Origin of the sequence: Corallococcus sp. CA047B (assembly GCF_003612065.1) — a bacterium.
Lineage (GTDB): Bacteria > Myxococcota > Myxococcia > Myxococcales > Myxococcaceae > Corallococcus > Corallococcus praedator.
The window spans coordinates 91,590-116,262 of record NZ_RAWD01000004.1 but is presented as its reverse complement, the minus strand read 5'-3'; the positions used below and the strand labels follow the sequence as shown (position 1 = coordinate 116,262).

Genomic DNA, 24,673 nt, shown 5'->3' with positions numbered 1-24,673 from the left:
GGGGCGCGGGCGTCGCACCGACGGCGGGGGTGCTCACGGTGGGGCGTGCGTGCGCGGGGACCGTTGTGTTCTGGGCCGGAGGCGTCGCACCGACGGCGGGGGTGCTCACCGTGGGGCGTGCGTGCGCGGGGACCGCCGCGCCCTGGGCTGGAGGCGTTGCACCGACGGCGGGCGTGCTCATCGTGGGCCGTGCGTTCGCGGGGACCGTTGCGTTCTGGGCCGGGGGTGTTGCTCCGACGGCGGGAAGGGCGTTGGCGGTAGGCCGTGCAGGCGCACCAGCCGGCGCGACCTGCGGCGGAGGTGTTGCTCCCACGGACGGAATCCCGGGGACGGTGGGCCGCGTCGCGGACGCGGAGCCCACGGGCGGAACTCCCGGTGGTGGCGAGCGCGGCGTGGCGGTCATCGGCGCGATGCCCGGAGGCGTCGGACGCGGCGGTGCTCCTCCCGCTCCCACGGGCGCAAGCCCCGCTGGCGTTGGACGCGGTGCCGCGCCCTCGGTTCCCATGGGAGCCACTCCCGGCGGTGCCGCACCCACGGGCGCGAGCCCCGCGGGCGTCGGACGTGGGGGGGCTCCAGCGGTCGGCGCACGCGGCGGTGCGGCCGGGTCCGCGGGCTTCTCCACCGAGGTTACTCCACCGGCCGATGAAGGCCTCGCCGTCGCCGGAGCCACCGCCGGGATTCCCGCGGACGACGGAGACTGCGCTCCCGCGGGCGCGACTGGGGGCGGCGTGGCGCGGGTGGCCGGTCCGGTTCCCACCGGCGGTGCCGCGCGCGGTGGAACTGCTGGGACGGCGCCGCTCGGGGGGCGTGGCGCGGGCGCGACGGACGGGGGGACGGCCGCCGTCAGGCGGGGCAGCGCTGGACGTGCGGGTGGCGCGGGCGTGGAAGGCCCTGGCGGTGCGCCGGACGTCGGATCAGAAGGCTCGGACATCGGCGGTGCCTAGTTGGCCATGGCCGGCAGGTCGTTGCTGTTGTGGCCCGCGAGCCGCGTGTTGCGGTTCGACTGGATCGACTGCTGGATGTCCGCTTCCGTCATGCCGGACGACAGCGTGATCGACGTGGACGTCTTCTGGCCCGTCTCCACGTCACACGCGGACACGTTCACCAGCCCGTCCGTGTTGATCTCGAACGTCACCTCGATCTTCACCTCGCCGCGATACCCGATGCGGAAGCCCGCGAACTCGAACTCGCCCAGCATCTCGCACTCTTCGGCGCGGTTGGACTCGCCCTGGTACACGCGGATCTTCACCTTCTCCTGTCCGTCGCGGCTGGTGGTGAAGGTCTTCGAGCGGTCGATGGGCACCGGCGTGTTCTTGTCGATGATCTTCTCGGTGTACCCACCCACCGTGCCAATGCGCAGCGTCAGCGGCGTGACGTCCACCAGGAACGTCTCCGTCTTGCTGTCCAGGAGCGCGTGCGACTGGAGCGCGGCCCCCATCGCCACGACCTGATCCGGGTTGATGCCCTCCAGCGGATCCTTCTGGAAGTAGTGCTTCACCGAGTTGCGGATGATGGGCAGCCGCGTGGGCCCGCCCACCAGGATGACCGCGTCGATGTCCGCCGCCGTCAGCCGCGCGCTCTGCAGCGCTTCGTCACAGACCTTGAACGTGCGCTGCACCAGGTCCATCACCATCCGGTTGAACTGGTCCTGGTTGAGCGTGTTGCGCAGGTCCATCACGTTGCCGTTGGCGTCCTGGCAGATGCCCTGGCAGACCACTTCCGCCGTGCCGTACTGGCCCACGTCGATCTTCGCCTTCTCCGCCGCGTCCTTGAGCATCTGCAGGCAGTACTTGTTCTGCCGCAAATCCAACCGCGTGCGCGCCAGGAAGTCGTCCGCCATCCACGTCATGATGCGGTCGTCGAAGTCGTCGCCGCCCAGGTACGTGTCGCCCGCCGTCGCGAGCACCTCGAAGACGTCCTTGCCAATCTCCAGGATGGACACGTCGAACGTGCCGCCGCCCAGGTCATACACGACGACGCGCTGGTTGACGTCCCGGCCAAAGCCATACGCGAGCGCCGCGGCGGTGGGCTCGTTGATGATGCGCAACACCTCCAGCCCCGCGATGCGGCCCGCGTCCTTGGTCGCCTGACGCTGGTTGTCGTTGAAGTACGCCGGAACCGTGACGACGGCCTTGGTCACCTCGCGGCCCAGGTACGTCTCCGCGACGGCCTTCATCTCCTTGAGCACCAGCGCCGAAATCTCCGGCAGCGAGTAGCTGCGCTCGCGCACGCCGATGCGCACCGAGTTGTTCTCGCCCTCGACGATGCGGTACGGCATCACCGCCTGCGCCTTCTTCACCTCGTCGGAGAAGTAGTAGCGGCCGATGAGCCGCTTGGCCGAGTACACCGTGTTCTCGGGGCTGGTGATGATGTTCTTCTTCGCCGCGTTGCCCACCAGCACGGACCCTTCCTCCAGGAAGGACACGCACGAGGCATGCGTCGTCTCGCCCCACTCGTTGGGGATGACCGTGGGCTGGCCTTCGTGGACGACGGACACGCACGAATACGACGTGCCCAGGTCGATGCCGATTGCGATGTCGTCCGCCATTCCGTCTCCGGTAAAGACCTGCACCCCGGTTCCTCTGGGGGGGAGCTGCCGAGAAGCGGACCGAGGTTAGGCCCCACGGTGTGACGTGTCAATTCACTGGAAGGCCAAACGCCAGCCATTTCAAGGGCTTAGCGCCAGAGCAGGGGAGCAGGGGGGCGTCGCTGAATCGCACCCACCCCGGCCTTATCCCTAGGAAGGAAGGGGGGTACAGCGCATGTCCGCGATTCTCGCCGCGTTGTCGTCGGATCCCAATCTCCTGCGGTGCGAGCTGCACCGCCTGACACAGCAGGTCGTCCTGCGTCCGGACGCCCGCGCCAATGCCCTGGGCGTGGGCTCCTATGCCCAGGAGGAGGTCCTGCTGCGCCGGCTGGCCCCGGGGACGGACGTCACCCTGGACGACCTGGGCCCTCCACACGAATCGGAGGCGGTGCTCTTCCACGCGGGTCGGCTGCCACCCGGCCTGTCGCCCGAGGACAACACCCAGCCCTTCCGGGCCCGCCACTGGCTGTTCGCCCATCAGGACCCGCTGCCGGGCTTCGAGCCCCTGCGCGCTCCGCTGCTGGCGCGCGTGCCGGAGCACCTCCAGCGGCAGGTGCGCGGCGCCACCGACAGCGAGGTGCTCTTCGCCCTGTTCCTCAAGCACCTGCGCGACGCGGGCCGCACGGATGATCCACGCCTGGAGCCGGCCGTCGCGGGGCGCCTGCTGCGCGACACGGTGCGCGAGGTGGAGGCCGCGCTCGTGGCGGCGGGGCAGGTGCGCACGCCCCCATTGAACCTGGTGGTCACCAATGGCGCGGTGCTCCTGGCCACCCGCTGTGGCGAATCTCCGCTGTACTACACGCGCCTGGAAGGCAGCGCGGAGTGCGAACGCTGCGGCGTGGACGCGACGACGTCGGAGGCCTGGCCCGCGGTGGGGGCGCACCGGCGCCGACGCACCGTGGTGGTGGCCAGCCACGTCACCCGCACGCAGGGCTGGGTGGAGCTGGCGCCGGGGACGACGCTGGCGGTGGGGCCGGACCTCCAGGTCCAGCACCTGCCTCCGGCCTGAGCCGGCTTGAGTCCGGCCGCTCGCGTCGGCGTGCCTCAGGGACCGCCGAAGAAGGACACTTCGAGGAAGCGCACGTAGAGGTTGCACGCGGCGTGGAAGAGGGTGCAGCCGACGATGGTGCCGGTGCGCTCGCGCATCCAGCCGAACAGCAGGGCGGGGAAGAACACCGCCAGCCGCCACGTCTGGAAGATGGCCAGGTGTCCCAGCGCGAAGAGCAGCGCCGTCACCCAGAAGGCCTTCCCCAGCCGACCGCCCAGCACCACGCGCCCCTGGGGCCACGCGTCGCGCAGGCGGGCCTGCACGTAGCCCCGGTAGAAGAACTCCTCCGGCAGGGCCACGACGAAGAGCTGATCGATGATCCACTCGCCGAAGCGCGGGGGCAGGCGCGGCTGGAAGTGGCCTTCGCCGATGGTGGGCGTCAGGTGGCGCGCGAGCCCCGGGGGCAGGTGCGGCACCACCTGCACGAAGGCGGCGAAGCCCGCGAAGAACAGCGGCCCCACGATGAGCGACAGGATGACGAACAGGCGCAGGTCCTGCTTCCACGCGTGCAGGGACAGGCCGTAGTCGCGGTAGTCCTCGTCACGCCAGCGCATGGGGATGAGCGGCAGGTAGAGGAAGCCCACCGTCGCCACCAGCTTGGGCACGCTGGTGCCACCGGCCAGGAGGAACGCGCCGACGATGCCCAGGAAGCCCAGGGCCCAGAGGCCCACCGCTTCCTGCACCGCGCTCAAGCGGAATGGTGGCCCCGGAGGCCGGCTCATGGCGCGTCCGCCGACGCGAGCTCCGCCTTCACCGCGCTCAGGGGCAGCGCACGGACGGCCTTGCCCCGGCGCTCGACGACGACGGCCACCAGCCGCCCGTCCCCGTCGTACAGGGGGCTGCCCGGCGCGAGCGTCAGGGGCACGTCGAAGAAGGGCGCGGGCGCGGCCTTCGCCTTCGCGGCGCGAGGCGTGTCCCTGCGGCCCTTGCCTCCCGGCGTGACGCCCACGACCCAGCGGCCCGCGAGTCCCTCCGGCACCAGCCGCACCGGCGCGGCGGGCCATGCGCCCTGGGGACCGGCCACCACCGCGACCTGGAGCACGGTGCTGGAGAGCACCACGCGCGCCGTCAGCGCATTGCCCGCGTGCTCCACCTGGGCGGACTGGGGGCCCACGTGCGCCACGGCGGTGAGGACCTGCCCGTCCGCGCCCACGATGATGCCGGGGCCGGCGTGCTGGGGACCGCGCACGCGCACCACGGAGCGGGCATGCAGTTCCAGCACGCGCTGGAGGTCGGCGCGCGACGGACGGGCCTCCGCGCCGGCCCGGGTGGGCGTGACGAGGAGGCAGAGCAGGGCGAGGACGAAGAGGAGCGGGCGGAACATCAGCGCGCCCGCGAGCCTATCAGCGCTCCCGCAGGGCGGCGAGGAAGCTGGCCGCGGGCCGGGTGTTGAGGATGTCCTTCTTCCTCGCCCAGCCCCGGCGCGCGGTGGCCACCGCGTAGGACAGGTTGCGCAGGTCCTCCTGCCGGTGCGCGTCGCAGCTCACCACCAGCTTCACCCCGCGTCCGACGGCCTGCCGCACGTACTCGGCCTTCAGGTCCAGGCGCTGGGGCTTGCCGTTGACCTCCACCGCCACGCCCCGTTCGGCCGCGCGCTCCAGCACCTCCTCCATGCGCAGGGGGTAGGGATCCCGGCTCTGGATGAGGCGCCCGGTGGGGTGCCCCAGGATGTGCATGTGCGGATTGTCCAGCGCGGCCAGCACCCGGCGCGTCATCTGGTCCTCGTCCATGGAGTGGCGCACGTGGATGGACGCGATGACGACCTCCAGCTGCTCCAGCACGCTGTCCGCGTAGTCCAGCGCGCCCGTCTCCAGGATGTCCACCTCGATGCCCTTGAGCAGCCGCACGCCGGGGACCGCCGCGTTCACGCGGTCGATCTCCTCCCACTGCCGCTTGAGGTCATCCACCTTGAGGCCGCCCGCGTAGATGGCCGCCTCGCTGTGCTCGGTGATGGTGAGGTACTTGAGGCCCAGGGCCTGCGCCGCGCGCGCCATCTCCTCCAGGGAGTTGCGCCCGTCGGACCAGGTGCTGTGCGCATGCACCGCGCCCTGCACGTCCTCCAGCGTCACCAGGTCCTCGGGCAGCTTCCCGGCCTTCGCCGCCTCCACCTCGCCCGAGTCCTCGCGCAACTCCGGCGGCACCTCCTGCATGCCCAAGAGCCGGTACAGCGTCGCCTCGTCGGGGACCGGGACCTTGGTGCCGTCCTCGCGGTGCGCCCCCCATTCGGAGATCTTGAGGCCCTGCTCATGCCCCAGGTTGCGCAGCCGGATGTGGTGGCCCTTGGAGCCGGTGAAGTGGTGCAGCGCGGTGGCGAAGTCCTCGTCCGGCAGCACGCGCAGGTCCACCTGGAGATCGCCCGCGACCATCCGCACGGAACACTTGCTGTCGCCCTTGCCCAGCACCGTCGCCACGCCCGGCGCGTTCGCGAGCGTGTCCAGCACCGGCCCCGCGTCCTGCGCGGAGGCGATGAGGTCCACGTCGGACACCGTCTCCGCGCGGCGGCGCACGCTGCCGCCCAGGCTGGCGCGCACCACGCCCGGGGCCGAGCGGATGAGCTCCAGCAGCTGCTCCGCGATGGGCAGCGCGTCGCCCAGCAGCTTGCGCTCGCCCTTCGCGCGCCGGTACACGGCGATGCCGTCCAGCAGCTTCGTCTCGCTCTTGGCGCCAAAGCCCTTGAGCTCGCGCACGCGGCCTTCCTGGCAGGCGCGCTCCAGGTCCTCCACGCTGCCGACCTGGAGTTCCTTCCAGAGCACGGCGACCTTCTTGGGGCCCACGTCGGGCAGCTTCATCAGCTCCAGGAGGCCGGCGGGAAAGCGGGCCTTCAGCTCCTCGAAGGCGCTCATGCGGCCGGTCTTCACCAGCTCGGAGAGCTTCTCGGCGAGCCCGGGCCCGATGCCCTGGAGGTCCTGCAGGCGGCCCTCGTTGACGACGGCGCCCAGGTCCTGCGGCAGGTTCGCGATGCGGTCGGCGGCGATGTCATAGGCCCGGACGCGGAAGCCCGTCTCCCCCTGGAGTTGAAGCAGCAGGGACATGTCCCGGAGGACCTGGGCGACGGTCGCCTTGTCGGTGAGCACGGCCGCGGAGGGTGTCACGTCGGAAGTCACGGTCGGAAAATTAATGCTGGGGGAAGGTGGATGCAGGCCCGGACGGGTTGTGGGAAAAGGAACGCGGAAAAAGGAACGCAATGACGAAGATAAAGCTGGGGCCCGCGGACTTCGCAGAGAGGGAGATGCGCGGCTACGAAATCGGCAAGCGCAACGTCTGCATCGCGAAGATCCACGGCCGGTACAAGGGCCTCGACGACTGGTGCAACCACGCCGGGTGCCTGCTGTCGGGCGGCCGCATCGAGGACAACACCGTCGTGTGCCCCTGCCACGAGGTGGGCTTCGACATGGACACCGGGCAGAACGTCACCTCGCCCGGCGTGTGTGATGACCAGCCGACGGTGCACCTCGCGGTCGAGGACGGCACGCTCGTCGTCGACCTGCCCGACGCCTGACCTCTTCCCGCACCGCCCCCTTTCGACCTTTCGAGGAGCGTCCACCATGGGACACGACGGACACGACCACGACCATGACCCCCGTCATGGCCACTCCCACCCGCATGCCCCGGGGCATGAGCACGAGCACGGCCAGGACGGTCACGCCCACGAGCACGCTCCCGAGGATGCGCACGGCCATGCTCACGAGCACGGCCACTCGCACGAGCACAGCCACGCTCACGAGCACGGCCATGACCACGGGCACTCGCACGCGCACGGTGGTGACCCCGGGCATTCGCATGAGCACGGCCACTCGCACGAGCACGGCCACTCGCATGACCACGGGCATTCGCACGAGGGTTCGGCGGTGGCGGCGGAGCACAAGTCGCGGGCTCCGGTGCACGTCAGCGCGTTCGTGGTGACGTGTTCGGACAGCCGGGACGCGGCGCACGACCGCAGCGGGAAGGACCTGCGCGAGGGCCTGTCCGCCGCCGGGCACACCGTCGCCGGCCACACTGTCGTGAAGGATGATCCGGAGGCCATCCGGGGCGCGCTCGCGCAGGCGCAGGCGGCGGGGGCTCGCGCGGTGCTCTTCACCGGCGGCACGGGCATTGGCCGGCGCGACTGCACGGTGGAGACCCTTCGCGCGCTGTTCGAGAAGGAGCTGCCCGGCTTCGGCGAGCTGTTCCGGATGCTGTCGTACCAGCGGATCGGCAGCCCCGCGATGATGTCGCGCGCCACCGCGGGCACCTACCAGGGGATGATCCTCTTCGCGCTCCCAGGCTCACCGCAGGCGGTGCGTCTGGCGCTGGAGGCACTCATCCTCCCGGAACTGGGCCACGCGGTGCGCGAGCTCACCCGTTAGGAAGGGAAGGGCGCGCGGCACCAGGGCCGCGCGCCAGCCGATGACGGAGGAGCGCATCAGATGAAGAAGCGTCGTGGCGCGCACACCGGACTGAGCACCCAGGCGGCCGAGCGGCTGCGCCCCCGCCTGGACGCGTTCCTCGCCTCCACCGACGCGGGGGCCCGCATCGGCTTCGATCCGGTGGAGTTCCCCCATCGCTACCAGGACCCTCGCGACGTGGAGGTCAGCGCGCTGCTCGCGGCGGCGCTGGCGTACGGACGCGCGGACCTGTTCCGCCCGAAGGTGGATGGACTGCTGAAGCACATGGGCCCATCCCCCGCGGCCTTCGTGCGCAAGCTGGACGTGGCCGGCGCGAAGGCGCTGCTGACGGGCTTCGTGTACCGCTTCAACGTGGGCACCGACCTCGCCGTGCTGCTGCTGGGCATGGGCCGGGCGCTGCGCGAGCACGGCAGCCTGGAGGCGCTCTTCGTCCAGGGCTGGAAGGCCAGCGGCACGCTGCACGGCGCGCTCGCCGCCTTCACCGCCGCGCTCCGGGACGTGCCCATGGAGCCCCTGCGCGAGGCCATGGGCCCCGAGCGGGGCCTGCACCACCTGCTGCCCTCGCCGCTGGGACCGGGCGCGGCCAAGCGCCTCAACCTCTACCTGCGCTGGATGGTGCGCGGACCCGACGCGGTGGATTTTGGCATCTGGAAGCAGGTGCCCCCGTCCGTGCTGCTCGTGCCGCTGGACACGCACATTGGACGCATGGCGCTCCACCTGGGGCTGACCCGCCGCACGGATCTCACCTGGCGCACCGCCGAGGAAGTGACGGCGTCCCTTCGCGCGCTCGATCCCGACGACCCGGTCCGCTACGATTTCGCTTTGTGCCACTACGGAATGAGCGGGGCCTGCCCGGCGAAGACGCTGCCCCAGCACTGCGCCCGGTGTTCGCTCCTGTCCTCATGCAAGGTAGGACCCCGCGTCGTGGCTCGCGCCTCCCTGCAAGTCTGAGTCCCACCAGACCCTGAAAATGTTTGCAAGCGGTCCTCATGGCCCCTCGTTGACGGGTTGGCCCCGGATGGCTGCAATGCGGGCCGGCGGCGCGGGTGTCACGGACCGCGGGGCGCGAGGAGCAACGCGGTGCAGGCAATGCTGGTGGCGGTCCCAGCCCCGGTGGCCCAGGACGTGGAGCGCGACCTCTGCGCCACGGCGGCGGGACGCGCGTGTCGTGTGCTCCGCGTCGAAACGCCCCCGGAGCCCCTGCCCGAGGGACTGCTCGTGCTGTGGGACCATGGAGGTCCCCTGGAGGCGGTGAAGGCCCGCTGCCAGTGGGTGCACGCCCGGCGGCTGCCGACGCGCTCCTGGCTGGTGGTGCTCACGTCCCGCGACGGCGCGGAGGCGGAAGTCCTCAACGAGGCGGGCGCGGACGAATGTGTCGCGCCCCCCGGCACGCTCTGGGGCGCGAGGATCGCCGCGCTGCGCCGGCGTTCGGCGGATGGGGATGCGCAGGCGCTCCGGCGCACCCGCGACATCTTCCAGGGTGCGCTGGACGCGGTGCCGGAGCCGCTGTTCGTCAAGGACCGCGAACACCGCTACGTGGCGGTGAACAGCGCCTTCTGCCGGCTGATGGGGCAGTCCGTCGAAACGCTGCGCGGCAACGTGTCCTCCTCCGTCATTCCGGCCCATGAGGCGGAGCTGTCCTGGCGCCAGGACGAGCGCGCCTTCACCACCGGACAGACGGTGGAGGACGAGGGCGGCTTCACCGACATGAAGGGCCGCTCCTGCGAAGTGCTCACGCAGCGGGCCGCGTACACGCTGCCCAACGGGGAGCGCTTCGTCGTGGGGCTCGTGCGCGATGTCTCCGAGCGCTCCCGGCTGGAGACGCAGCGGCGGCTGGCGGAGCGGATGACGTCCGTGGGGACGCTGGCGGCGGGCGTCGCGCATGAAATCAACAACCCGCTCTCCTACGTCACGTCCAACCTGGCGTACCTCTGGGAGCGCGTGGCGCAGCCGGTGGTGCCGGCGGAGCAGTTGGAGGAGTTGCGGCAGGTGGTGGCCGAAGCGCTGGAGGGCGCCGGGCGCGTGCGCTCCATCGTGCGAGACCTGCGGACCTTCTCCCGGGTGGAGGAGGAGAGCCACGGCCCGGTGGACGTGCAGCGGGCGGTGGATGGCGCGCTCAAGCTGATGCGCGACGAAATCCAGCACCGCGCGCGCCTGACGTGCGAGCTGGAGCCGGTGGCCGCGGTGCTCGGCAACGAGGGGCGGCTGGGACAGGTCGTCACGCACCTGCTGCTCAACGCGCTTCAAGCGTTCGGCGAGCGGCCCGCGGAGGAGAACCTGCTGCGGGTGCGCGTGCGCCCGGGCCGTGAAGGGCACGTGTTGATTGAAGTGGAGGACAACGGCCAGGGGATGCCCGGCGACGTGCGCCAGCGCATCTTCGACCCGTTCTTCACCACGCGCTCCCCCAAGGGCGGCACGGGACTGGGGTTGTCCATCTGCCTCACGCTGGTGCATGCGATGGGCGGCCACATCGAGGTCGCCAGCGAGCAGGGCCAGGGCAGCCTCTTCCGCGTGGAGCTGCCGGCGCTCACGGCGCAGGCGGAAGCGTCGAAGCCCGTGGTGCTCGCGGTCCCGGCGGACGGGGCCGCGCAGGCCGTGCGCGCGACGAGGAACCTGCGGCGCCTGCTACTCATCGACGATGAGCCGGCGGTGGGCAGCGCGGTGAGCCGGCTTCTGCGCAACCTCTACGACGTGCACGTCATCCAGGACGCGCGCGAGGCCCTGAAGCGGCTGTCCCATGGGGAGCGGTTCGATGCCATCCTCTGCGACCTGATGATGCCGGGCATGAGTGGCATGGACTTCCTGGTGGAGCTGGAGCGGTTGGCGCCGGAGCTGGCGCCGCGCACCGGCTTGATGACGGGCGGGGTGAATCCCCAGGCCCGGGAGTTCGTGGGCCGCCGAGCGAAGGAGCTGCTGGAGAAGCCCTTCGAGCGCGACCAGCTGTGCACCTTCGTCGAAACCCTGATGCAATGAAGCGCCGCACCCGCTGGACGCTGGTGGCCGCGCTGTCGGTCCTGCTGCTGGGGCTCGTCTTCCTGCTGCCTCCGGAGCTGCGGGGGCTGTCCTTCATGCTGCGAGCGGCGGGCCTTCGCGGCACCACGGCGGAATCTCTGGCGCGCTTCGACACCGGGCCCTTCACGGTGTCGCAGCTCCAGGTGCCCACGCGCCACGGACCGGTGCGCGCGCGGCTCTACCAGCCGGCGGAGCGCAAGGGCCGGCTCATCGTGCTCACCTCGGGGGTGCATGCGGCGGGCATCGACGAGCCGCGACTGGTGAAGCTCGCGGGGGACCTGGCCACCGGGGGACAGCCGGTGCTCACGCCGGAGCCGCCGGACCTGTTGCGCTACGAAATCACCCCGCGTCTGACGGACGTCATCGAGGACACGGCCCTCTGGGCGCTGTCGCAATCGGCGCTGACGCCCGACGGGAAGCTGGACCTGTTCGGCATCAGCTTCTCCGGAGGCTTGTCCGTCGTCGCCGCGGGGCGGCCGTCCCTGCGCGACAACGTGGCCGCGGTGCTGTCCTTCGGCGGTCACGGCGAGCTGTCGCGCGTGCTGTCCTTCCTGTGCACGGGCGTCCAGGCGGACGGGGTGCGCCGCAAGCCGCACGACTACGGCGTGGTGGTCATCCTGCTCAGCGCGGCGGACCGGCTGGTGCCCTCCGAGCAGGTGGAACCGCTGCGCGCCGGGGTCCGCACCTTCCTGCACGCGTCGCACCTGACGCTGGTGGACGGGAAGCAGGCCGAGGCGACGTTCGCGGAGGCTCGCAGGCGGGAGGCGGAGCTGCCCGAGCCCTCCGCAACGCTGTTGCATCAGGTGAACACGCGCGACGTGGCGGCGCTGGGGGCCCGGCTGCTGCCGCTCGTGAAGGACTTCGCGGGAGACCCGTCGCTGTCGCCGGAGCGTTCGGCCCCACCTCGAGCGCCGGTTTACCTGCTGCACGGGATGGACGACACGGTCATCCCCGCGATTGAGTCCACGCTGCTGGCGCGCGCGTTGGAGCCCTTCACGCGCGTGCACCTGATGCCCACGCCGCTCATCACCCACGCGGAGATGGACCGGGAGGTCAACGCGCTGGAGGCGCTGCGGCTGGTGCGCTTCTGGTCAGGCCTGCTCGCGGAGTAGGGCCGCTCCCGGCCCGTGCGCAGGACGGAGCGTCATGGGACGACGGCTTGACGTCCGGCACGGAGCGGTCTGCCATGCGGGGCATGTCCGTATCCCTCGTGGTGTCGGCTGGGCTTGGCTGGCTGTTGACGGCGGCGCCTCGCATCCTTCCGTGCGCTCCGGACACGCCCGGGTGGACCGAGGCGCGTGACGGACTGGCCGCGTTCGACAAGCAGGTAGACGCACTCGCGGACGGCGACACGGTGGCCCCGCTGCGCCCGGCGATGATCGCCCTGCGGGATCTGCGCTGCTTCGCGCTGGCCCGCGAGGAGGATGCATGGCTGCCCGTCTCGGAACCCGACTCCGGCGAACAGGACGTGTCCGCGCTCGCGTTGAAGACGTGGTGGCGCGACGGCGGCAAGGCGTTCTTCGCGTCCCACCTGGAGCTGGGACGTCCCGGGCCCCACACCGTGGTCAACCCTCCGGAGCTTCGCGCGGTGCTCACGCGCGAGCACTCCAAGGGACATCGGCTGGAGGCCCTGGCCTGTCCTACGAAGGCCGACGCGTGCGGCATGGAGACCGGACCGTGGCGTGCGCGGGCGGAGCAGGCCTTTCGCCCGGAGTTCCTGCGCGATGGCCAGCTTCGTGCGTCCGCGAAGGACCGACCCCGTCCTCCGGACTGCGCCGCACGCGCGAGGAAGCAGCCCGCGAAGCAGCGCTACAAGACCTGGCGCGAGTGCCTGGCCGACGCTCCGGGAGTATTGCCCGTGCTGCCCGCGCTCCCGCTGGGACGCATCCGCGCACCGATGGACGGCTGGCTGGTGGTGCGGGGCCGACGCGGGCACCACGCCTTCTGTGATCAGTTGGACGCGTTCCACCTGGTGACCGGCGCGACGTACGAAGCCCGCAGCTGCGGAGGGCTGGCGTTGCAGTCCCAGGGGCGGGTGGACGTGGTTCGCACGGAGGCCGCGCGCCGCTCCGAGGTGCGGGTGGGCCGCGTGGATCCGGAGCGGCTCCGCGAACTCACGTGGATGCTGCTGCTGGCTCCGGAGGTGCAGGCCGACGTGCAGGTGGAAGCCCTGCGCACGCCCGTGCCGAAGGACTTCCGGATTGAATGGACCGCGACGAACCTTGTGGGCGGGGTCCAGGGAGGAATGTTCGGAGGCTCCTCCGGACAGACGCGCCTCAACTGGAGCTGGTTTCCCTCGGGAGGCGCCGAACCCTGGTCGGGCACCTGGACCTACCCGTGGTCCTGGGCCGTCGGAGAAGACTACGTGAACGAGCTGCTGGAGGACGCGGAGGCCACCTTCCAGGAAGGCTGTCCACGGCAGCCCGTCCCCTCCCGGATGATGGCCTTCACGCGCGAACCCGCCGTCCACGGACTCGATGCACCGAACGGCGTGGGCCGCGTCCAGGACGCCCTCGTGGAGGATTTGAACGCATGGCGGCCACCCCCAGGCTGCGTCCCGGGCGCGGATGGCGGCTGAGCCATTGGACGGGCCGCGAGCCACCTGACGATTGCAGCAGCAAGCTTCTGGAGCAGCAGGCATCCGGGCGTCACCCAGGCGACAAGGTCCTGGGGGGATGGTTGCGGGGCGGGGCGGCCGGTTAAAGCTGATGCCCCATGAGCGTCAGTCTCCCCGACGTGCTTCCTGATGAAGACGTGCTGGATTACGTGCAGCGGCAGCACGGTGCCTTCGATGCGCGGCTGTACCAGCAGGTGCTGGGCGCGGCGAACGCGTTCAAGGAAGGCGATGCGGCCATCGGGGTCGCGGCGGCGGACGAGGACTCGCGGCAGCGGGCCCGGACCCTGTTGTCGCGCACGCGGCTGGAAGACGTGCACGCGCACCCGCCCTTCGAGGACCGGCTGCACGTGTTCAGCCTGGAAGCGTGGGACGCGGCGCGCTGGCGGCGCGTGGCGGACTGGACGCTGGGTCAGCTCAAGGACTTCCTGCTCACTGCGGACGAGGCGTCCGTGCACGACGTGCTCGACGGGCTTCCCAGCGACGTCATCGCGTGCGTGGTGAAGCTGATGAGCGACGCGGAGCTGAAGGCCGTGGGTGGCCGCGTGTTCCATCCGCTGCCGGGGAGCCGCGTGGGCGCTCGGGGCTACCTGGGCGCGCGGTTGCAGCCCAACTCGCCCACGGATCATCCGGAGGACATCCGCTGGCAGGTCTTCAACGGCTGGGCCTTCGCGGTGGGGGACGTGGTGCTGGGGACCAACCCGGTGTCGTCGGATCCGACGTCGGTGGCGGCGGTGGAGGCGGCGCTGCACGAAGTGCTGGTGACGTTCGGGCTGACGGACGTGATGCCCCACTGCGTGCTGTCCCATATCGACGTGCAGGCGCAGGTGGAGGCGCGGCACCCGGGCACCACGGGCATCTGGTTCCAGAGCCTCGGGGGGAACGAGGCGGCCAACCGCACCTTCGACGTGACGCTGGAGAAGATGGTGGCGCACGCGGCGTCTCGCACCGGGCGGTGGGGCCTGTACTTCGAGACGGGGCAGGGCGCGGACGCGACGAACGGGCACCACCACGGCACGGACATGCTCATCCACGAGTCGCGCAAGTACGGCTTCGCGCGGGCCCTCAAGCGCCGGGTCGCCGTGGCGCAGGGCAGCGCGGGGCGGGACGCGGCGCCGTGGGTGCACGTCAACGACGTGGCGGGCTTCATCGGGCCGGAGGTGTTCCGCACGCGCGAGCAGCTGGTGCGCTGCTGCCTGGAAGACATCGTGATGGGCAAGCTGCACGGCCTCACGCTGGGCCTGGACGTGTGCTCCACGCTGCACATGGACGTGACGCTGGATGACCTGGGCTGGTGCCAGGAGCAGCTCGCGGAAGCCGGGCCCGCGTACCTGATGGCGCTGCCCACGCGGAATGATCCGATGCTCAGCTACCTCACCACGTCCTTCCAGGACCACGTGCGGCTGCGCGAGCGGTACGGCCTGAAGGTGGATGACCGGATGTGGGCGTTCTTCCAGCGCCTGGGCGTCATCGACGCGGACGGCCGCCCCACCGAGCACTTCGGGGACCCGCGCCACGTCTACGTGCACTACCGCCGGCACCACGGGGACACGCGGCCGGAGGCGGAGCTGCGGGCGGAGGCGGAAGCGCAGATGGCGAGGGTGCGCGCCCGGGGCGTGCCGCTGGCGGTGGGCCATGGCGAGCAGCCGTGGACGCTGGAGCCCGCGCTGGAGCAGGACCTGCGCCAGTTGTACGAGGACGCCAAGGTGGGGCTCTGGTCGGAGCTGTCCGACGCGACGGTGGAGTCCCTGTCCGGAGCGGTGCGGTTGCGGACGTGCTCCGAGGACCGGCGCGACTACATCCTGCATCCGCCGTCGGGCGAATCCCTGGACGGCGATTCAGAAGCCGAGGTCCGCAAGCTGCGCGAGCGGCACGCGGGACGGTGGGACGCGCAGCTCGTGGTGTCGGACGGCTTGGATCCACGGTCGCTGATGGACGCGGGGCACCTGGCGCCGTTCGTGGAGACGCTGCGCGCGGAGCTGGGCGCGCAGGGCTGGAGCGTGGCCCCCGAGGTGCTGGTGGTGAAGCACGGCCGGGTGCGCGCGGGATATCAGGTAGGGCGCCTGTTGTTCGGTGACGAAGGTGACGCAACGCCTCGCGCCATCGTGCACGTGATTGGTGAGCGCCCCGGTTCGGGACATCACGCCTACTCCGCGTACCTCACGGCGCCCGCCGCGAGCACGTGGGCGACGCCAGGGGCGGTGGACCACGACCGCACGCGGCTCATCGCCGGCATCTCCGACACCAGCGTGCGCCCGGAAGACGCCGCGAGGGAGGCCGTGCGCATCCTCGAGGAGCTGGCGGCCACCGCGCGAACGATGCCCCCGAGCGCGGGGGACACGGCGGCGATGGGGTAGGGCCCGAGCCCGTGCCTCACCGCGCCGACGCGATGCTCGCCGCCGTGCGCACGCCGCCCACCGCCGTGGCCAGGGTGCTCTGCCCCGGGAACACCGAATCCCCCACGAGCCACAGGCCCCGCTGCGCCTGGAACGGGCCCAGCAACCGGTAGTTGTCCAGGCCCGCGCGCCGGGGCACCCCGCCCACCGCGCCGCCCTCTCGCAGCGTGAAGCGCTGGAACGTGCGCGGTGAGCCCGTCATGACGTGCACCACGCTGCCCATCCACTCGGGGGCCAGCGCCTCCAGGCCTTCGCGCATCCGCGCATGGAGGTCGGTGAAGTAGGGCGCCTGCGCTTCGGGCCCCATGGCCGCGAGCTTCCTCAGGGGCACATGCGTGGACACCGTCACCGTCCGCTGGCCCGGACGCGCGCGCCCTTCGTCCGCCACTCCGCTCACCGAAGCGAACAGGTGGTTGCCCTCCGTGAAGGCCGAACCGGGCTCACGCACCAGCTCCAGGTGATGCGCGCTCCCCGAGTCCCCTTCAGGCGGACGCACCACGAGATACAGCATCGCCGCGCCCCAGCCGCCGGCCACGCGCTCGGCGAGCGCATCCACGCGGGGCAGGCGTCCCACGGGCACGTCCAGCAGCGAGCGCAGGCCCTGCGGCAGCACGTTGGCCACCACGTGCCGCGCGAGCAATTCACTCCGCCGCGCCGTCACCCGCCAGCCGCCGTCCACGGGCGTCACCGCGCGCACCGGGTTGGCCAGGAGCACCTGTCCGCCCCGGGCCTGGATCGCCTTCACGAGCGCCGTCGCCAACCGGCCGATGCCGCCCCGCACGTGCCCCGTGCCGCGCCAGTAGTAGTCCATCGCCGCGAACGCGAAGGGGGCCTCTGCTTCCGCCGCGGAACACTGCACGGTGATCTGACAGAGCGCATCCAGGTAGACGCGCAGCGGCGTGAAGTGCTCAAGCCCGTGGTGCGCGAGCACCGCGCCCAGCGGCCGGCCCAGCCAGCGCGTCAGCGGCGCATACTTCCACGCGCGCCCCGCGTGCCGCAGCAGGGACGTCACGCTCAACGGAGGCAACAGGTCCGGGTCATCGAACAGCGGCCAGAGCGCGTCGGCCACCCGCGCCTGGAGCTGGAAGAAGCGCCGCAAGGCCTCCACGGGGGCGCCCGGCATCGCGCTGAAATCCTCGATGAGCCGCGCGCGGTCCCGGTGCACCGGCAACCGCAGTCCGGGGGCTCGCATCTCCACCAGCGGATCCAGCCAGTCCACCGTCACATCCAGCGAATGCTCGCGGATCCACCGGCCGAAGAGCTGATGCGCGTCGAAGCCGGAGAACAGCGTGGCGCCGGACTCGAAGCCGTAGCCTCCCCGGCGGAAGGTGCTCGCGCAGCCGCCCGGATAGTTGAACGCTTCGCAGAGCGCCACGCGCGCGCCCCGGCGACACAACTCCAGCGCGGTGGCCAGTCCACCGAAGCCCGCGCCCACCACCACCACGTCGTACCAGGTGTCCGACATCGCTCAGCGAAAAGGGACCGGCACCGGAAGCGGGCCGGGGGAGGCCCGCTCCATCCGGTGCCGGTATCGCGCACATGGCCAGGCGCGACGGGATGTTCCTAACGGGCGCGCTTTCCCACCGCGAACCTTTTCCCCTGCCCCCGGGGGGCAGGCGTCCAGGCGCTTTCACTGGCGGACACCCGGGGCCTACCGGGGCAGCTTGAGGTTGATGTTGAACGTGTACGACACGTTCACCGGGCGGCCCTGGAACGTCATCGGCCGATACTGCCGCGAGTACAGCGCCGACAGCACGGCGTCATCCATGTGCGGCAGGCCCTTGATGATGCGGCAGTTGCGCACCTGGCCCTCGGCGGTGATGACGCACTTCACGGAGACCGTGCCTTCCACGCCCGCGAGCTGCGCCTCTCGCGTGTAGCCGAACTGCGCGCCGCCCAGCATCTCCGGCCGGGACATGCCGCTCCCGAAGGGAAGCACCTCCGTGCCGGTGGTCTCCTGGACCGGGATGTTCGGCACGCCGATGGCTCCGATGGAGCTGGTGCTGTCCGGGTCTCCGTCCGGGTGACCCACCGGCTCGTCGGAGCCCGGGCCCACGGTCGGGTCGGTGTTCGTCGCGTCCGCCACCGTCGTCGGCTCCGGGTCCGGCTTCGGCTCCGTCAGCGCGGTGGGCATCGGCTTCGGGGTGCGCGGGATGCGGTCGGTGCGCGGCTTGGGCTTCGGGGCCACCGGGTTGGCGGCGGCCGGCTTCGGCTGCGCGGCCTGCTGCACGCCCTTGCGGATGGCGGGCTGGCGGAAGACGACCACCGGCTCCTCCTTGAGGGCTTCCTCCGGCGGGCGGCCTGAGATGAAGACCACCAGGCCCAGGAGTCCCGCGTGCACGCCGATGGACAACCACGCGCCCGTACCGAACCGTTCCGAGCGCAACCCCCGCCGTTCGATGACCGACTCAAACATGTGCCCGCCTCCTGGTTGGGGCGGACGCTCCAGGCGTCCCGTCCCCACAAGAGGCAACCTACGGAGTCGTGCACCCCGAAGGGCGGACAGCGCTCCATGTGTTCGTCATGGTTTTGTCATGACGGGCCGGCACCCGGCACTTCCATGCGGTAGCCCACGCCGCGCAGCGTGTGGATGGTGAATCCAGACACGCTCGTCCACCCGAGCTTCTTCTTCAGGTTCGACACGAAGTTGTCCACCGTGCGCGGATCCACGATGACGTCGCGGCCCCACACCGCGTCCAGGATTTCGCCCCGGGGCAGGGCGCGGTCCCGGTGGCGCAAGAGGAACGCCAGCAGGTCGAACTCCGTGCGCGTCAGGTCCACCTCGCTGCCGTCCGCGCGCAGCACCGCCCTGCGGCCCAGGTCCAGCGTGAAGGCGCCGAACGTCATCACCTGCGGCGGCGCCGTGCCGGCCCTTCGCACGAGCGCCCGCACGCGCGCGAGCAGCTCCCTGAGCCGGTACGGCTTGGTGAGGTAGTCCTGCGCGCCCGCTTCAAAGCCGCGCACCAGGTCATCCTCCAGCGAGCGCGCGGTGAGCATCATCACCATGCTCTTGACGCCCTCGGAGCGCAGCCGGCGACAGAGGCTGTAGCCGTCCTCGCCCGGCAGCATCACGTCCAGGATGAGCAGGTCGAACACGCGGCCCTGGAGCAGCGGCCCCGCGTCCTTCGCCGACGCGGCGTCCGTCACGTCGTAGCCCTCGTCGCGCAGGTTGTCGCGCAGGCCCATGCGCAGGTTGGCGTCGTCCTCGACGATGAGGATGGAGGGGCGGGTGGAGGGGGGACTCGTCGTCGTCATCGGCGCGTCTCGGGAAAGGTCAGGGCGAAGGTGGTGCCTTCCTCGCTGGAGGAGGCGATCTGGATGCTGCCCTGGTGCAGGCCCATGATTCTGCGGCACAGCGCGAGCCCCAGGCCACTGCCGTGCACTTCGGGGCCGGTCGTCGTCAGCCGGTAGAAGTCGTCGAAGACGCGCTCCCACTCCTCCGGCGGGATGCCCATGCCGTTGTCGCTGAAGAGCACCGTGGCGCCAAAGCCCGGCTGGGGGTACGCGCGCACGGTGAGCACCACCGGGCTGCGCTGGTTGTAGAGACACGCGTTGCGGCCCAGGTTGGCGAACAACATCCGCACGAGCGACGCGTCCGCGTCCAGCTCCACGTCGTCCACCTCCGAGCGCAGCTCCACCGGCACCTGCACCGCGTCCAGCAGGTCATCGCGCAGCGTGCCCACCGCCTCCTCCAGCCGCACGCGCGAAGGCCGCAGGGCCCATCTCCCCTTGTCGATGCGGTTGAAGGACAGGATGTTCTCCACCAGGAAGTGCAGCCCCTCCGCCGCGCGCACGATGCGGGTGGGGTAGTCCCCGGCCTCCGGGCTTCTTCCCAGCCTGCGCTCCAGTGTCTCGCCCAGCAGGCGGATGGACGCCAGGGGCGTGCGCAGCTCGTGGGACACGGTGGAGACGAAGTCGCTCTTCAGCTCCACGAAGCGGTACTTGCGCTGCTGGGCCACCACCGCCAGCGCCGCGATGGCGGACGCGAGCGCGCCGCACACCGCCACCAGCAGCGTCTTCAGGCCGTAGCGCGCCTCGATGTCCGCCTCCGCCTTCGCCCAGCCGGGCATGGCCACCTCCAACCCTGGATCCGACAGCGGCCGCACCACGCCCGCGGGCCGCAGGCGCACCTCGCTGTCCTTCAGGAGCAGGCCGCGCGCGCGCAGGTCCCTGGTCAGGTCCGCGAGCAGCACGGTCAGGTCCACGGCCAGTCCCCGCACCTGTTCGGCCCCTGGCTCCACGTACCACTGCTCGCCGAAGATCGACGGCCCCTTCAGGGAGTCCGGGAGCACCAGCGCGCCGGCGCCGGCTTCCCGCACGCGGGCCTGGAACGCGTCGCTGGGTTCCCCCAGCTCGAGGCTCAGCGCCACGATGCGCTCCTGGAGGAAGTCGAAGTCGTCCCGGGTGAGCCGGGGCCGCGCGCGCAGGAGGTCCCGTTGCAGGCCCGCGCCCCGGGCCATGCCGCCCAGCTCTTCCGGAAGGCCCTCGCCCACCAGCGCGCGGATCAGCGGCGGGGTTTCATCCCCGCGTTGCAGGTGCTCCACCGCGATCAGCGTGAAGGGCAGCTCCTGGTCGGTCGGCAGGGGATGCACCGCGTGGTGGCGCAGCAGCGCCTCCACCGCCGCGCTGATGCGCGCGTTGCTCCCGGTGGCCATCGCGGCGTCCACCGCGCGCAGCCGCGCCAGCCGCTCCTGCCAGGGGGCCGGGGCGTCGCCATCCTCCAGGGCCTGTACCAGCCTCTCGTAGGCGGCCTTCGCGGGGGTGTCCGTGCCGTCCCGGAGCCAGTCCACGCGCGGCAGGAACTGGTGGCCGCGAAACAGCAGGTAGTAGCCCTCGGCGGGCTGGAGCGGATCCCCCATGGCCGCGTTCAGCGCGGGCAGGTGGTCCTTCATCCGTTGAGCCAGCGCGGTGCGCAGCGCCTCCGCCGCGAGCAGCTCCAGGGCCGCGCTGCGGGAATGCACCTGGGCGCGGGCGTCCTCGCGCTCCTGGGTGAAGATGCGCTGGAGGGTCACCAGCCCCCAGCCGAGGGCCAGCAGTCCACAACCCAGGGCCAGCAATGTGGGGAGGAGTCGGCGCAGCATTCGCGTCCGTCGGGACTGTAGCAGTGTCGCACCGGAATCCAGGCTGCCCGTCCAGAAGATGAATAAATAGGGGGAGACCCGCGTCCCCTCCGGGGTCTGGAGATTGGAGACGAAGTCATGAGTTCTCGATGGTGGGTCTGTTTGATTGTCGGCCTGGCCTCCCAGGGGGCGTACGCGCAGACCGCACCGGTCGCCGCGGACGACTGGGGGGATGATGCGTACGTCGAGCAGCCCAACGCGGACGAGTCCGGGCCCATCGCGCCGACCGCCCCCCCTGACATGCCCGCCGAGACGCCGAGCGCCCGGCCCTACGCCGGCGCGGTGTGGACGTCCGGCCACTGGTACTGGGATGGCGACCAGTGGCTCTTCAAGTCCGGCGGCTGGGTGGAGCGGATGCCCGGCTACCAGTACGTCAACGGCTACTGGGCGCAGGACGGCGACGTGTGGCGGTGGATCTCCGGCGGTTGGGCGCAGCAGGGCTCCGACGACGTGGAGATTCCCGTGGAGGTCGCCAGCGAGGACGTGACGGCCACCCAGGCGCCTCCGCCCCTGCGCGTGGAGGTGCAGTCCGCGGCGCCCGCGCCCGACTACACCTGGGCGCCGGGCTACTGGTACTGGGGCAACAACGGCTACGAGTGGGTGGAAGGCTCGTGGATGGAGCCGCCGCGTCCGGGCCTCGTGTTCGTGTCACCGCACTGGATCCGCCGGGGGCCGTCGTATGTGTTCATCGGCGGCGGCTGGGCGTCGCGCGGCTCGGTCCGCGTCATCGTCCCGGTGTACCGCCACGCGCACATCGCCTTCTCCTTCGGTCGTCCCAACCCGTTCCTGCGCACCTGGTACCGGTATCCGGGCGTGTCGTGGCGCTACTACGGCTACGGCTACAACCGCTACCACCACGACCGCTACCGCCCGGGGCACTACAACCGTTCCAACGGCTACGGCTACGGGCGTCCGGGCTACTACGGCGGCTACCGCTCGCATCAGGCTTCGCCGGGCCCTCGCTACAACGGCCGCAATGACGGTCGTCCCGGCAACGGTGGCCACCACCAGCAGTCCGGTGGCAACTCCGGCGGTGGGCGTCCTTCGAATGGCGGCGGCTGGAACTCCGGTCCCCGCTCGCCTCCGGGCGGCAACGGCTCCGGCGCGCGTCCCCCTTCGAGCGGCTCCAGCGGTTGGGGCGGCGGTTCCGGCGGCGGGCGTCCTTCGAGCAGCGGCAACTCCAGCGGCGTTCATCAGACGAACGGTGGCTCCAGCGGCGGTTGGGGTGGCGGTTCCGGCGGCGGGCGTCCTTCGAGCAGCGGCAGCTCCGGCGGCGTCCGCGAGACGAGCGGTGGCTCCAGCGGCGGTTGGGGCGGCTCCAGCAGCGGGCGTCCTTCGGGCGGTGGTTCCGGTGGCGGCCGTCCCTCGGGCGGCGGTTCTTCCAGCAGCTGGAGCGGTGGTGGCTCCAGCGCCCACTCCTCCGGCGGCGGGTCGTCCAGCGGCCGCGGCTCCGGTGGTGGCGGTGGCCGCTCCAGTGGCGGCTCCCACGGCAGCAGCGGGAGCGGTGGTGGCGGCTGGGGCGGTGGCGGTCACCGCTGACGCTGTCTGATGGGCCGGGTCAGACCTCGACCTGGCCCATCAACCACGCCTCCAGTTCGCCCAGCTCCCGCTCCTGTGCCGGATGGCGGGAGCGGGCCTCGGCGACGGCCTGCTGCACCCCGTTGCGGCTGTGCGGCTTGCCGACCAGCGCCGCCTGGAGGTCCTGCACGAGGTCCGGGTAGAGCGCATCCGAGAAGACCTGCGCGCGGGTGATGTGTCCGTTCTCCGCGTCGACGTGGACCTCGAAGAAGCCCCAGGACAGGTACTCCACCATCTGGTGGCTGAAGCGGGGCGCGTTGCCGAAGCGCCAGTCCCAGGACGCGTAGTGCTCGAAGGTGCGCTTGAGCGACGGCTGGCCTTCGAGGAACGACGGCTCCAGCAGCTCCGGCTCCGCGGTCGCCCCGTGGAAGTCGCAGAACGCGCCAATCATCGCCTTCACCAGCGCTTCGTGGGAGGCCTCCGGCCGCAGGTCGCGGATGTTCATCACCCGCGAGCGCACCGACGCGCTGCCCTTGGACTCCAGCTTCTTCGGGTGCGGCGTGAGGTAGTTGGACAGCCGCGTGAGGTCCGCGCCGATGAGGAACGTGCCGTGGTGGAACGCGCGGTCCTTCGTCTCGCGGTACGCGCTGCCGCTGATCTTCCGGGGCCCGTCCTCCAGCGGAATCACCAGGTCGTTGCGCCCGGAGGCCTGCGCCGTCACGCCCAGGCGCGACAGCGCGTCCAGGAGGATCGTGATGTTGGCCGTCTTGTTGTAGCCCTCCTTGGCGGACAGGAAGGTGAAGCAGGTGTTGCCCAGGTCGTGGAACACCGCGCCGCCGCCGCTGGTGCGCCGCGCGAGGAAGACCTTGTCCTCCTCCATGCGCGTGAGGTTGCACTCGGACCAGGGGTTCTGGTTGCGCCCGATGACGACCGTGTTGTCATTGCGCCACAGGAAGAGCGTCTGCGCGCTGGGATCCAACTCGCGGAAGATCCAGTCCTCGGTCGCGAGGTTGAACCAGGGGTTGTACGTCTCCGACAGGAGGATGCGGACGCGCGGTGCTTGAGACATGGCGCGGAGCATAACCGTGCGAGCGCCGTCCTCCAGGGGACATCCGCCAGGGCCCGGGGACGATGGCCTCCCGGGCCGCGTCCCCGGACACTCAACGCCAGTCGGGGTGCGCGGGCGGTATGCGCACCGGGAGGGCCGACCATGCGCGGAGCGTATTCCCTGTCACGTCCCCGGGCGGACGGGCCGGTGGTGCTTTGGGGTGGAGCACTGCCGTCCGGAAGCCTCAAGTACCTGACCTTCGCGCGCTACCTGGCCGCGCTGCCGCCGGGCTCGCGAGGCCTCGTGGAGCTGTCCGGTGCGTCGAGCGCGCTGGCGCTGGACGTCCTGGGCCGCGAGCGGGGCCTGCCCACGGTGGCGCTGACGGACGCGGCCGGTGAGGCGTACCTCCGGGCCCACGGCTTCCAGGGACAGGTGCGCCACGCGGACTCCATGGCGCAGCTGTGGGAGCACGCGCTTGCGTATGAGCGCCAGGGTTGGTGCTGGCCCCGGCAGCTGTCCAACACCGCGCTGGTGGCCTGCGTGGAGTCCTGGGCGTCGGCCCTGAGGGCCCACGTGCGCGAGCGCTTCCCGAAGGTGCGGCGCGTGGTGTGCGGCTTCGGCACCGGCGCGACGCTGGTGGGCCTGACGCGTGTCTTCTCCACCGGGGGCTTCACCGTCACCGGCCTGCAACCCGCGCCAGGCCGGCCCCTGCCGGGCTGGCGCACGTGGGCGCACCAGAACCTGGGCCCGGAGGACCTGTTCTTCGCGCACCACCAGCGCGTGCCCCTGGAGACAGCGGCCCCTGCGTCCGACGGCTTCACCGCGCTCATGGACTGGGCCCGGAAGCAGGCCCGGCCGGAAGAGGTGCTCGTCATCGCGCACAACGCCCGGGAGCCGGTGCCCGCCTCCACGTCCTTCTCCGCCGCCAGCGCGCAGGCCTGAGCG

At 71.4% G+C, this 24,673-nt stretch carries 19 protein-coding genes and 1 pseudogene; 10 read left to right on the top strand and 10 right to left on the bottom strand.

Annotation, left to right across the window (positions count from 1 at the left end; all coding sequences use genetic code 11):
- Both D7X74_RS43885 and dnaK read right to left on the bottom strand, forming a co-directional pair.
- Positions 1 to 181, bottom strand: a pseudogene (locus D7X74_RS43885) (hypothetical protein); the annotation flags it as partial.
- Positions 182 to 940: 759 nt separating this feature from the next.
- Positions 941 to 2,548, bottom strand: coding sequence for a molecular chaperone DnaK (gene dnaK, locus D7X74_RS01735; RefSeq protein ID WP_120531137.1), 1,608 nt, complete (start codon positions 2,546 to 2,548; stop codon positions 941 to 943).
- A gap of 214 nt (positions 2,549 to 2,762) precedes the next feature.
- Between dnaK and D7X74_RS01730 the strand changes: the two genes are divergently transcribed.
- Positions 2,763 to 3,596, top strand: coding sequence for a class II glutamine amidotransferase (locus tag D7X74_RS01730; RefSeq protein ID WP_120531136.1), 834 nt, complete (start codon positions 2,763 to 2,765; stop codon positions 3,594 to 3,596).
- A 35-nt stretch (positions 3,597 to 3,631) separates the two neighbouring features.
- On the opposite strand, the gene mrtX is transcribed toward D7X74_RS01730, so the two are convergent.
- From mrtX to polX, 3 genes are read right to left on the bottom strand one after another with little or no spacing between them, the layout of a single operon-like run.
- Positions 3,632 to 4,357, bottom strand: a complete 726-nt coding sequence (mrtX, locus tag D7X74_RS01725) for a myxosortase MrtX (protein WP_120531135.1) — start codon at positions 4,355 to 4,357, stop codon at positions 3,632 to 3,634.
- Entirely contained in the window at positions 4,354 to 4,959 is a 606-nt protein-coding gene (locus D7X74_RS01720) for a trypsin-like peptidase domain-containing protein (protein WP_120531134.1), read from the bottom strand. Before D7X74_RS01720 ends, mrtX begins: the two co-directional genes overlap by 4 nt.
- 19 nt (positions 4,960 to 4,978) lie before the next feature.
- Positions 4,979 to 6,739, bottom strand: coding sequence for a DNA polymerase/3'-5' exonuclease PolX (gene polX / locus D7X74_RS01715; RefSeq protein ID WP_255424349.1), 1,761 nt, complete (start codon positions 6,737 to 6,739; stop codon positions 4,979 to 4,981).
- Between the two features lie 80 nt (positions 6,740 to 6,819).
- On the opposite strand from polX, the gene D7X74_RS01710 reads away from it, so the two are divergent.
- The 7 genes from D7X74_RS01710 (at position 6,820) to eutB (ending at position 16,003) form a co-directional block, all read left to right on the top strand.
- Complete coding sequence (locus D7X74_RS01710) at positions 6,820 to 7,134, top strand: Rieske 2Fe-2S domain-containing protein (protein WP_120531132.1); 315 nt, start codon at positions 6,820 to 6,822, stop codon at positions 7,132 to 7,134.
- A 379-nt stretch (positions 7,135 to 7,513) separates the two neighbouring features.
- Positions 7,514 to 7,981: a molybdenum cofactor biosynthesis protein B gene (locus D7X74_RS01705; protein WP_120531144.1), complete on the top strand. Its 468-nt coding sequence runs from the start codon at positions 7,514 to 7,516 to the stop codon at positions 7,979 to 7,981.
- A gap of 60 nt (positions 7,982 to 8,041) precedes the next feature.
- The gene (locus tag D7X74_RS01700; RefSeq protein WP_199732674.1) at positions 8,042 to 8,971 is read left to right on the top strand and encodes a TIGR02757 family protein; all 930 of its coding nucleotides are present in this window, start codon (positions 8,042 to 8,044) and stop codon (positions 8,969 to 8,971) included.
- 138 nt (positions 8,972 to 9,109) lie between these two features.
- Positions 9,110 to 10,993 carry an ATP-binding protein gene (locus D7X74_RS01695; RefSeq protein WP_120531131.1) on the top strand — a complete coding sequence of 628 codons (1,884 nt, stop codon included), beginning with the start codon at positions 9,110 to 9,112 and terminating at the stop codon, positions 10,991 to 10,993.
- A complete protein-coding gene (locus tag D7X74_RS01690; protein WP_120531130.1) occupies positions 10,990 to 12,144 on the top strand; it encodes a hypothetical protein in 1,155 nt (384 codons plus the stop codon). The genes D7X74_RS01695 and D7X74_RS01690 overlap by 4 nt, the downstream gene beginning before the upstream one ends.
- An 83-nt stretch (positions 12,145 to 12,227) precedes the next feature.
- A complete protein-coding gene (locus tag D7X74_RS01685) occupies positions 12,228 to 13,610 on the top strand; it encodes a hypothetical protein (RefSeq protein ID WP_147446430.1) in 1,383 nt (460 codons plus the stop codon).
- 137 nt (positions 13,611 to 13,747) lie between these two features.
- Positions 13,748 to 16,003: an ethanolamine ammonia-lyase subunit EutB gene (gene eutB, locus D7X74_RS01680; RefSeq protein WP_120531128.1), complete on the top strand. Its 2,256-nt coding sequence runs from the start codon at positions 13,748 to 13,750 to the stop codon at positions 16,001 to 16,003.
- A gap of 16 nt (positions 16,004 to 16,019) precedes the next feature.
- Here eutB and D7X74_RS01675 read toward each other — a convergent pair whose 3' ends face one another.
- The 4 genes from D7X74_RS01675 to D7X74_RS01660 form a co-directional block, all read right to left on the bottom strand.
- The gene (locus D7X74_RS01675; protein WP_120531127.1) at positions 16,020 to 17,507 is read right to left on the bottom strand and encodes an NAD(P)/FAD-dependent oxidoreductase; all 1,488 of its coding nucleotides are present in this window, start codon (positions 17,505 to 17,507) and stop codon (positions 16,020 to 16,022) included.
- Positions 17,508 to 17,693: 186 nt separating this feature from the next.
- Positions 17,694 to 18,458 carry an energy transducer TonB gene (locus D7X74_RS01670; RefSeq protein ID WP_120531126.1) on the bottom strand — a complete coding sequence of 255 codons (765 nt, stop codon included), beginning with the start codon at positions 18,456 to 18,458 and terminating at the stop codon, positions 17,694 to 17,696.
- 116 nt (positions 18,459 to 18,574) lie between these two features.
- Positions 18,575 to 19,297 (bottom strand): response regulator transcription factor, encoded by a 723-nt coding sequence (locus D7X74_RS01665; RefSeq protein ID WP_120531125.1) that lies wholly within the window; start codon positions 19,295 to 19,297, stop codon positions 18,575 to 18,577.
- A complete protein-coding gene (locus D7X74_RS01660; protein ID WP_120531124.1) occupies positions 19,294 to 21,123 on the bottom strand; it encodes a HAMP domain-containing sensor histidine kinase in 1,830 nt (609 codons plus the stop codon). The genes D7X74_RS01665 and D7X74_RS01660 overlap by 4 nt, the downstream gene beginning before the upstream one ends.
- A 117-nt stretch (positions 21,124 to 21,240) precedes the next feature.
- Here D7X74_RS01660 and D7X74_RS01655 point away from each other — a divergent pair, with 117 nt between their 5' ends.
- Positions 21,241 to 22,701, top strand: coding sequence for a YXWGXW repeat-containing protein (locus D7X74_RS01655; RefSeq protein WP_233601927.1), 1,461 nt, complete (start codon positions 21,241 to 21,243; stop codon positions 22,699 to 22,701).
- Positions 22,702 to 22,720: 19 nt separating this feature from the next.
- On the opposite strand, the gene D7X74_RS01650 is transcribed toward D7X74_RS01655, so the two are convergent.
- A complete protein-coding gene (locus D7X74_RS01650; RefSeq protein ID WP_120531123.1) occupies positions 22,721 to 23,749 on the bottom strand; it encodes a lipoate--protein ligase in 1,029 nt (342 codons plus the stop codon).
- A 141-nt stretch (positions 23,750 to 23,890) separates the two neighbouring features.
- Between D7X74_RS01650 and D7X74_RS01645 the strand changes: the two genes are divergently transcribed.
- Positions 23,891 to 24,670: a pyridoxal-phosphate dependent enzyme gene (locus tag D7X74_RS01645; RefSeq protein ID WP_167508710.1), complete on the top strand. Its 780-nt coding sequence runs from the start codon at positions 23,891 to 23,893 to the stop codon at positions 24,668 to 24,670.
- The last annotated feature ends 3 nt before the right edge of the window (positions 24,671 to 24,673 follow it).